This window comes from Microbacterium sp. K36, assembly GCF_004794355.1.
Lineage (GTDB): Bacteria > Actinomycetota > Actinomycetes > Actinomycetales > Microbacteriaceae > Microbacterium > Microbacterium paraoxydans_D.
This window is the reverse complement of record NZ_SSDN01000043.1, coordinates 1-9,406: the sequence shown is the minus strand read 5'-3', so window position 1 is coordinate 9,406 and position 9,406 is coordinate 1. Positions and strand designations below refer to the sequence as shown.

The following is a 9,406-nucleotide window of genomic DNA, read 5'->3' as shown; positions in this document are numbered from 1 at the left end:
GGCGACGTGCAGCCGGGCGCGCTCGAGCCGCAGCACCACGCGGAAGGTGGCCGGCACGTCGTCGCCGTCCGTGCGGCTCAGCGCCTCGTCGACCGCGGCCGGACTCGGGTCGAGCAGGGCATGCAGCACCGTCGACCACGCGTCGTCCTGGAGTTCCGGCGGCTGCGCCTCCCAGGCCTCCCGGACCGCCGCGGCCGTCGCTCCGACGTCGGCGCCGCCCGCCCGCAGCGCCGTCACGAGAGCACCCGCCTCCAGGAGCAGCCGGCGCTGATGCAGCAACGCCGGCCGGTCGTCGTCCAGCATCTCCTTGATCACGTCGAGCGCGCCGCGCAGGTCGCCCCGGCTCTCCGCCACGGCGACCTGCATCGTGATCCGGTCGTACCAGATCTGCCGTTCCGAGACTCCGGTCTCCTCGAACGCCGGCAGCCACTCCTGCAGGGTCTCCGCAGCCTCCGCGGCCCGGCCCCGCCAGGCGAGCACCCGCACCCGGGTCATGCTCACGTACATCCGGAACACCCGCAGCGTGCCCTGCAGGAAGTCCCGGGCCAGCATGTCCTCGACCTGGTCGATCTCGCCGAGCTCGAGCAACGGCACGATCATGTTCTGCGCCATGATCGAGCCCGAGGTGCGCTCGACGCGGAGCTCGCGGGCTCGCCGCAGGCCCTCCTCCGCGACGGCGACCGCCTCCCGGTAGCGGCCCAGCAGCGTCAGCAGGTCGGAGTAGTTGACGCGGTAGCGCATCTCCGCGGTCGATCCGGCGGCGAGGTCGCGCGCCCGTCCATACTCGCGCACCCCCTCCTCGACCCGGCCGAGGTGGGCCAGCGACCCGCCGCGGACGTTCGCCGCGATCGAGAGCTGATCCGTCGTGGACGCGCCCGCCGCGCGACGCTCGGCCTCGTCGGCGAGCCGGATGGCCTCCTCGCGCTCGCCCGCGACCATGCGGCGACTCGCGAGCTGGTTCAGCAGTTCGGCGCGGAACACGTCGTCGTCGACGCGCTCCGCGAGCGCGAGCGCCTCCTGGAGGAGTGGGATCGCCCCGAGACGACCGAGGTTGACGAGGTACAGCGCCTTGTTCCGCAGCAGTCGGGCGTGCAGTCGCGGGTCGACCGTCGCCTGATCGACCTCGCTCAGCGCGACGTTGGCGACCGCCAGCGCCCGCTCGCCGTCGCCGGCGTTGCGCAGGACGGAACCGAGCACATGGAGCAGGTCGAGGCGCGCGAACCCCGTCGCCTCCTCCGCGTCCGGCACGAGGGGCCAGAGTTCGAGGACGAGCTCGCCGAACCGCGCCGCGCTGGCGAAGGCGTACTGGGCCTTAGCCTGCCGCATGGCGTCGGCGGCGGCCGCGATGGCGCGACGGTCGTCCTGTGCGAGCTGCCAGTGGTACGCCAGGGCCGCCGCGTCGTCAGCTCCGCCCTCCTCCAATGCCTCGGCGTAGGCGCGATGCAGGCGTGCCCGCGCGCCCGGCAGCAGGTCGTCGTGCACGGCCTCGCGCAGCAGCGCGTGCCGGAATCCGTAGTCGTCTTCGCCGACGACGATGATGCCGCTGCGCACGGCCTCGCGGACGGCGTCTTCGACGCGGTCTTCGGGGAGTTCGACGAGGCGCAGCAGCAGAGGATCCGTGAGCGGTCGCTCCGCGCCGGACATGACCTGCACCACGCGGCGCGCGTCGTCTCCGAGGCGGTCGAAGCGGGCGAGCAGGAGGTCGCGCAGGCTCTCCGGCAGGGGCCCCTGGGCGCACCCGGCGATCTCCTCGACGAAGAAGGGCACGCCCTCGGCACGCACCTGCAGCCGCTCCAGGGCCGTCGCCGTCGGCGCGCGGCCCGTGATCTGGGCCACGAGCTCGCCGACCGCATCGTCGTCGAGACGCGACACCGTCATCCGCTCGAGCAGTCGCGCGCGCGTCGCCTCGCCGATGAAGCGGCTCACCGCATCGCCCCGGCGCACGTCGTCGGTGCGGCACGTGATGAGCAGCAGGAACCGGCCGTGGTCGAGGGTGCGGAGCAGGAAGGAGAGGATCGCGAGCGTGGAGTCGTCGGCCCAGTGCAGGTCTTCGATGAGGACGACCTGCGGCGCCAGCTCCGTGGCGGCCTCGATGAGGGACGCGATCGCGTCGCGCAGGCGTTCGGGACTCGTGCGGTCGCGGGGCGCGGGAGCGTCGAGGAGTTCGGGCAGCAGCATGCCGAGCGCCTCGACGCCCACGCCGACCGCCTCGCGCACGCGGTCCGCGCCCATGCGCTCCACGATGGAGCGGAGGATGCCGGCGAGCGGCCCGAACGGCGCGCGCGAGGTGCCGAGGTCGAGGCACCAGCCGACGTGGACGTCGGCGGCGTTCGCGATCTCGGCGGCGAACTCCCGTACCAGGCGGGACTTGCCGATCCCCGCCTCGCCCTCGACGAGAAGCGCAGCCGGCACGCCCGCGCGCACGCCGTCGAACAGGCGGCGCATCTCGGCGAGCTCGGCGTCACGCCCGACCATCGCGGCGGTGGGGGCTGGGGCCATGGACCCATCGTGCCACTCCCCTCGGACATCCGGAGGGCCCGAGGGGAAGGACAGCACGACGCCGTCGGTCATCGCGCGAGAGCCGGATCGCACGCTCCTGCGTGCGACGCCCGCGCCGCCGACGCCCGCCGTCCGTGGCGGCGCAGCCACCGGCGCAGCGGACCCGCCGGACGCGGCACGATCTGATCCGCGTGCTCCAGGAGCATCCGGCGCCGGGCGACCGCGCGTTCGATCTGCTCCTGCTCGAAGACAGTGACCTGGTGGCTGAGATAGGGGTGCTCGAACATGGTGTCTCCTCGACGGTTCGGTGTATCCCTACACTCCGCTCTGAGGTATCCCCTCGACATCGGACGGATGCCCTATCTTCCGCGTCCCTCTCGCCCTCGGCTCCCTATGCCGACACAGGCGCCCGCGCCGCATCAGGCTCCTGGTGCGCCCACCCGCCTGACCCCGTGCGACAGCCTGTCCTCCTCACACGCGACGAGGCCCGGGCCGCCGACAGCGGTCCCGGGCCTCGTAGCAGAGGTGTCAGGCGTCCACGTCACCGCGCCAGGCGCCGGTCTCGACGCCACGGCCCTCGATGAACTCCTTGAAGTTCTTCAGATCCTTCTTCACCGCGTGGGATCCCGCGCCGACCAGGGCGCCGACCTTCTCCAGCAGCCCCTCCGGCGCCCAGTCGAGCTGGACGGTCACCCGCGTCGTGTTGTCGTCGAGCTTGTGGAACGTCACGACGCCCGCGTGCTCGGTCTCGCCGCCGACGCTGTTCCACGCGACACGCTCATCCGGGTGCTGCTCGGTGATCTCGGCGTCGAACTCACGCTCCGCGCCCCCCACGTTCACCTTCCAGTGCGTGCGGGTCTCGTCGATCTGCGTGATGGAGACGACTTCGTCGAGGAACTTCGGGAAGCTCTCGAACTGCGTCCACTGGTTGTACGCCGTGCGGACGGGAACGTCGACGTCGATGGTCTCGATGATCTGCACCATGGGGATGCTCCTCACTTGTTCGTCGTTCGTGTGCCTCCATTCAGCCTGCTGGGCGAGAGAAGGGCGATGGGGTTGACATCGGCGCGACTACCGTGGAGGTCATGCGCATCCCCGCCGCGATCCGCGCCTCCCAGCGCTCGCCCCTGCTGCAGGTGGTGAAGTCGGCCGCGGCGACCATCGCCGCGTGGCTGATCGCGGGCTGGGTCTTCCCCGGGCAGCTGCCGGTGTTCGCCGCGATCGCCGCGCTCCTGGTCGTGCAGCCCAGCGTCAACCAGTCGCTGTCGAAGGCGCTCGAGCGCAGCATCGGCGTGATCGTCGGGGTCGTCATCGCGGTCGGTCTCGGCCTGCTCCTCGGCTCGCCGAGCTGGATCGTGCTGCTGGCGATCGTCGTCGCGATGCTCGTGGCGTGGATCTTCCGGGCGTCCCCCGGCACCGGCAACCAGGTCGCTATCTCGGCGATGCTCGTGCTGGCGCTCGGGTCGTCGAGCCCGGAGTACGCGATCGCGCGGATCGTGGAGACCCTGATCGGGGTGGTGATCGGCATCGTCGTGAACGCGCTGATCGTGCCCCCGGTGCTCGTCGAGCCGGCGCGACGGAACGTGGGGCTGCTCGGGCGGGAGCTCGCCGCGAGCCTCGACCGCCTGGCGGACGCGCTGCCCGCCCCGCAGACGCCGGCGCGGCTCCAGGAGCTCATGCTCGAGGTGCGGCTGCTGCGGCCCATGAAGGATGCCGCAGCGGCAGCCATCGCCGCCGGAGAGGAGTCGCTCACGCTGAATCCGCGGCGTTCGACCCATCGCGCCGACCTGCAGGAGCTGAAGGCGCTGCTCGACCGGCTCTCGCCCATCGTCACGCAGACCATCGGCATGACCCGCGCCTACTTCGATCACTACGACGACCGGCTCGGCGAGGAGCCCGCGGTGGCCGCGATCGCCGAGCAGCTCCGCCGCGCCGGACACGACGTGCGCCTCGCGGTGCAGACGACGGCGCCCTCCGCGGAGCCCGAGCCGCTGACCTCCGCGATCCCTGCGCTCACGGCTCCGCTCGTGATCCGTCCGCCGTCCTCGCAGCACTGGATCCTCGTCGGCTCCCTCATGGAAGACCTCCGTCGCATCCGCGGCGAACTCCTCGACGAGGACTGACCTCCCGCCGACCCACCCCCTTTCGCGCCTCCCGGCCCCGTGCGTGCGTCCGCAGGGGGCCGGGAGGCACCGAAAGGGGTGGGTCGACGGGGGTTACCCTGGCGGGATGACAGTGGAGGAGGCGCTGGCGGAGCTCGCGGCGCTGGAAGACCCCAAGCAGCGCGCGGCGAACGAGAAGCGCGGCGACGACCACGGCATCAACCTGAGCCGGATGCGCGCTCTCGCGAAGCGCATCAAGACCGACCAGCCCCTCGCGCGGGAGCTGTGGGCGACGGGCGAGACGTCCGCCCGGCTGCTGGCTCTGCTCGTATGCCGCCCGGCCGACTTCACCGCCGACGAGCTCGACACGATGCTGCGCGAGACCCGTCCACCCAAGGTCAACGACTGGTTCGTGAACTACGTGCTCAAGAAGTCGCCCCTCGCCGAGGAGCTGCGCCGGCGCTGGTTCGACGACGCCGATCCCACCGTCGCCGCCGCCGCGTGGTCGCTCACGACGGTCCGGGTGACGAAGGACGCCGACGGCCTCGACCTGTCGCACCTCCTCGACCTCATCGAGCGCGACCTGCAGCAGGCCCCGCCGCGCCTGCAGTGGGCCATGAACGAGACCCTCGCGAACATCGGCATCTTCCATCCGGACCTGCGAGCGCGGGCGGTGGAGATCGGCGAGCGGCTCCGGGTCCTGGCCGACTACCCCACGGCCCCGGGCTGCACCTCACCCTTCGCGCCCCTGTGGATCGGGGAGATCGTCCGCCGTCGCGAGGGCTGAGTACGCTGAGCGGATGAGCACCCACATCGCCGCGGAACCCGGTCAGATCGCCCCCATCGTGCTGTTCCCCGGCGACCCGCTGCGGGCGAGGTGGATCGCCGAGACCTTCCTCGACGACGCCGAGCTGTATTCCGAGACGCGCGGGATGCTGGGCTTCACCGGCACCTGGGAGGGGCATCGAGTCTCCGTCCAGGGCTCGGGCATGGGGCAGCCGTCGATGGCGATCTACGCGACGGAGCTGTTCACGGAGTACGACGTGCAGACGATCGTCCGCGTGGGATCCTGCGGCGCGCTGACCGAGAGGCTCGCGGTGCGCGACATCATCATCGCGAACGGCGCGAGCACCGACTCCGGCATCAACCGCGTGCGCTTCCACGGCCTCGACTACGCCCCGCTCGCCGACTTCGCCCTGCTGCGCGCGGCGGTGGAGGCCAGCGAGACGGAGCCCCTCTCGTCCACGGTTCACGTCGGGCCGCTGTTCTCGAGCGACCAGTTCTACAGCACCCGTCCGGAGCTCACCGCCCCCTTCGTGCAGCACGGCATCCTCGGCGTCGAGATGGAGGCGGCGGGGCTCTACACGCTCGCCGCCTTCCACGGGCGCCGCGCCCTCGCGATCTGCACGGTCAGCGACCACATCGTCACGGGTGAGGAGACCACGGCCCAGGAGCGCGAGCAGACGTTCGGCGACATGGTCCGCATCGCCCTCCGCGCGGCGACCTCGGTCTGAGACTGGCCCGCTCGCCGAGTAACGTTATACACTTCACAGGTCGCGCGGCGCTGGGGACGACCGCACAGGGCGGTCGCTGCTGCGCGCGACGGAGACGACTGGGGAGAACCATGGCCACGCAAGACCAGCTCAACGCGCTGCTCGCGGACATCGAACGCGACATCAACGGATTCATCGGGGCGTCGATCGTCGACCTCGAATCGGGGCTGCCGCTCGCGTCGAGCTCCGTCCGCCCGGACTTCGACCTCGAGGTCGCGAGCGCATTCAACAGCGAGATCGTGAAGAACAAGAAGCGCACGATCGACGCCCTCGGCATCGAGGGCGAGCTCGAGGACATGCTGCTGACGCTGAACACGCAGCTGCACCTGCTCAAGATGCTCGACGACGACCTGTTCATCTACCTGGCCGCCGATCGCCAGGCCACGAACCTCGCTCTGCTGCGCTCCTCGGTGAACCGCCGGGTCGCCGCCCTCGGCGCGTGATCCATGGGGCCGTGGGGAGCGGCCTCGGGAGAGGGCGACAGCGGAAGAGCGGTCCCGTGGAGCGGACGATGAGGCGCCCGCGTCGGCGACGGACCGACCTGCCTCAGCGGTACCGGGTGATCTTCGCCGGTCCTGTGGGCGCGGGCAAGACGACCGCGGTCCGCGCCCTGAGCGACGTCCCGCCGGTGGACACCGACGTGCCGATGTCGCTCGCGAGCGGGGACGGCAAGACCACGACGACCGTCGGGCTCGACTACGGGACGTGGCGGCCGACGCCGGAGGTCTCCATCGCGCTCATCGGCATCCCGGGACAGCAGCGGTTCGCCTCGGCACGACAGCGCGTCTCGATCCCTGGCACCCGGGTGCTGCTCTGGCTGCGTGGCGACCGCGACACCCTCGTCGCCGACGCCGAGGAGTGGCTCGGCGTGTTCGCGGGCGAGGAGCATCGCGTCGCGATCGCCGTCAGCCACAGCGCCGCACGAGCCATCGGCGACATCCGCCGCGATCTCGCCCCCGTGCTCGCGCGGCACGGCATCCCGGCCTCGCGCGTGCTCGCGGCCGACGCGCGCGACCGCGACAGCGTGATGCGCGTCGCCGGTGCCGCTCTCGATCTTCCGGAGGAGAAGCCATGACCGGACCCGCCGGGCGGCAGGACGCCGCCGCGACGCCCGATCCGTCCCGCATGCACCCCGACGTCGCCGGCAACTGGGCGCTGTGGTCGCGGATCGTCGGCCCGTCGGCCCAGACACGTCTGCAGCAGTTGGAAGAGCGCTTCCCGGAGCTGACGACCGCGATCCTCGGGACCGCGGACGGCCTCCACATCGCCTCCCTCGGCGTCGACCAGGACGGCGGCGAGCAGCTCGCGGCGATGAACGGCTCGCTGTTCGGGGTCGCGCGGGCCGAGGCCGAGATCATCGCGGGAGGGACGGAGCCGACGCTGTCGGCCATCGTGTCGCTGTCCATCGGCGAGAACCAGATGGCACTGCTGAGCTTCATCCTCGCGCCGTACGGCCAGCTCCTGCTCTCGGTGTCGGCCTCGTCGTCGCAGCTCGGCACCGTGATCGTGCACGCGCGTTCCACGGCGTACGAGCTGCTCACCGCGCTCGGGGTGACGGGATCGTCGACATGACGCAGATGGGATGATCGAAGGACCATGACTCCCACGCCGCGGCTCGAACCCTCGCTCGTTCCCGACGCGGCGGACGCCGATGCGGTGTACCTGACCTTCGTGGAATGGGCGGAGTCGACCGGCATCAGCCTCTACCCCGCGCAGGACGAGGCGCTCATCGAGATCGTCTCCGGCGCGAACGTCATCCTGTCCACGCCGACGGGCACCGGGAAGTCGCTCGTCGCGGTCGGCGCCCACTTCGCCGCGCTGGTCGGCGGACGCCGGAGCTACTACACGGCGCCGATCAAGGCCCTCGTGAGCGAGAAGTTCTTCGCGCTGGCCGACGTGTTCGGCGCCGAGAACGTGGGGATGGTCACGGGAGACTCCGCCGTGAACGCGGACGCCCCCATCATCTGCTGCACCGCGGAGATCCTCGCGAACCTGGCGCTGCGCCAGGGCGACGCCGCCGATGTCGGCCTCGTGGTCATGGACGAGTTCCACTTCTACGGCGACCCCGACCGCGGCTGGGCCTGGCAGGTGCCGCTCCTCGAGCTCCCGCAAGCCCAGTTCGTGCTGATGTCGGCCACCCTCGGCGACGTCACCACCCTCGCCGCCGACCTGACGCGCCGCACCGGACGGGAGACCGCCTCGGTCACGGGAGTCGAGCGCCCGGTCCCCCTGCACTTCTTCTACGAGACGACGCCCATCCACGAGACCATCGACGACCTGCTCAACACGGGCCAGGCGCCGATCTACATCGTGCACTTCTCGCAGGCGGCGGCCATGGAGCGGGCGCAGGCCCTGTCGAGCACGAAGGTCGCCACGCGTGAGCAGCGCGACGAGATCGCCGCCCTCATCGGCGGCTTCCGCTTCACGACGGCGTTCGGCAAGACGCTCTCCCGCTTCCTCCGGGCCGGCATCGGCGTGCACCACGCCGGCATGCTGCCCAAGTACCGCCGACTCGTGGAGCAGCTCGCCCAGCGCGGTCTCCTCCGGGTCATCTGCGGCACCGACACCCTGGGCGTGGGCATCAACGTCCCCATCCGGACCGTGCTGCTCACCGCGCTGACGAAGTTCGACGGCACGCGGATGCGCCAGCTCAACGCGCGGGAGTTCCACCAGATCGCGGGCCGGGCCGGGCGCGCGGGCTACGACACCGCTGGTACCGTCGTCGCCCAGGCTCCGGAGCACGAGACGGAGAACCTCGCCGCAATCCGCAAGGCCGGCGACGACCCGAAGAAGAAGCGGAAGATCATCCGCAAGAAGGCCCCCGACGGCTTCGTGTCGTGGGGCGAGCCGTCGTTCCGGAAGCTCATCGACGCGACGCCGGAGACCCTGACCTCGCACATGCAGATCACCAGCGCCATGCTGCTCAACGTCATCGCCCGGGGCGGGGATGTGTTCGGGAACGTCCGCCGGCTCGTCTTCGACAACCACGAGTCGCGCACCCGGCAGCGCGCGCTCGCCCTCCGCGCCCTCGCGATCTTCCGCACGCTCCGCGAATCGGGCGTCGTGGAGACCTTCGACACGGGCGTGCCCGGAGCGCCGAAGGGCGTCCGGCTCACGGTCGACCTGCAACCCAACTTCGCGCTCAACCAGCCGCTCTCCCCGTTCGCCCTCGCGGCGTTCGATCTGCTGGACCCTTCGACAGGCTCAGGGACCCAGACTTCGACAGGCTCAGGGACCCAGACTTCGACAGGC

Annotated in this window: 10 protein-coding genes; 7 read left to right on the top strand and 3 right to left on the bottom strand. The window is 71.3% G+C overall.

Annotated features, from left to right (window positions below; genetic code table 11):
- The 3 genes from DW296_RS02935 to DW296_RS02925 form a co-directional block, all read right to left on the bottom strand.
- Positions 1-2,499: ATP-binding protein (locus DW296_RS02935; protein WP_168428963.1), on the bottom strand; the 2,499-nt coding region annotated here is incomplete at its 3' end.
- 68 nt (positions 2,500-2,567) lie between these two features.
- A complete protein-coding gene (locus DW296_RS02930; protein WP_136051021.1) occupies positions 2,568-2,786 on the bottom strand; it encodes a hypothetical protein in 219 nt (72 codons plus the stop codon).
- 241 nt (positions 2,787-3,027) lie between these two features.
- The gene (locus DW296_RS02925; RefSeq protein ID WP_136051020.1) at positions 3,028-3,483 is read right to left on the bottom strand and encodes an SRPBCC family protein; all 456 of its coding nucleotides are present in this window, start codon (positions 3,481-3,483) and stop codon (positions 3,028-3,030) included.
- Between the two features lie 101 nt (positions 3,484-3,584).
- Here DW296_RS02925 and DW296_RS02920 point away from each other — a divergent pair, with 101 nt between their 5' ends.
- The 7 genes from DW296_RS02920 to DW296_RS02890 all read left to right on the top strand — a co-directional run.
- A complete protein-coding gene (locus DW296_RS02920; RefSeq protein ID WP_136051019.1) occupies positions 3,585-4,622 on the top strand; it encodes an FUSC family protein in 1,038 nt (345 codons plus the stop codon).
- 106 nt (positions 4,623-4,728) lie between these two features.
- The gene (locus DW296_RS02915) at positions 4,729-5,388 is read left to right on the top strand and encodes a DNA alkylation repair protein (protein WP_136051018.1); all 660 of its coding nucleotides are present in this window, start codon (positions 4,729-4,731) and stop codon (positions 5,386-5,388) included.
- A 13-nt stretch (positions 5,389-5,401) separates the two neighbouring features.
- Positions 5,402-6,115 (top strand): purine-nucleoside phosphorylase, encoded by a 714-nt coding sequence (gene deoD / locus DW296_RS02910; protein ID WP_136051017.1) that lies wholly within the window; start codon positions 5,402-5,404, stop codon positions 6,113-6,115.
- A 110-nt stretch (positions 6,116-6,225) separates the two neighbouring features.
- Positions 6,226-6,597, top strand: coding sequence for a hypothetical protein (locus DW296_RS02905; protein ID WP_025104036.1), 372 nt, complete (start codon positions 6,226-6,228; stop codon positions 6,595-6,597).
- 68 nt (positions 6,598-6,665) lie between these two features.
- Positions 6,666-7,229, top strand: coding sequence for a hypothetical protein (locus DW296_RS02900; RefSeq protein ID WP_136051016.1), 564 nt, complete (start codon positions 6,666-6,668; stop codon positions 7,227-7,229).
- Positions 7,226-7,726: a hypothetical protein gene (locus DW296_RS02895; protein ID WP_136051015.1), complete on the top strand. Its 501-nt coding sequence runs from the start codon at positions 7,226-7,228 to the stop codon at positions 7,724-7,726. Before DW296_RS02900 ends, DW296_RS02895 begins: the two co-directional genes overlap by 4 nt.
- A 24-nt stretch (positions 7,727-7,750) precedes the next feature.
- Positions 7,751-9,406: DEAD/DEAH box helicase (locus DW296_RS02890; protein ID WP_136051014.1), on the top strand; the 1,656-nt coding region annotated here is incomplete at its 3' end.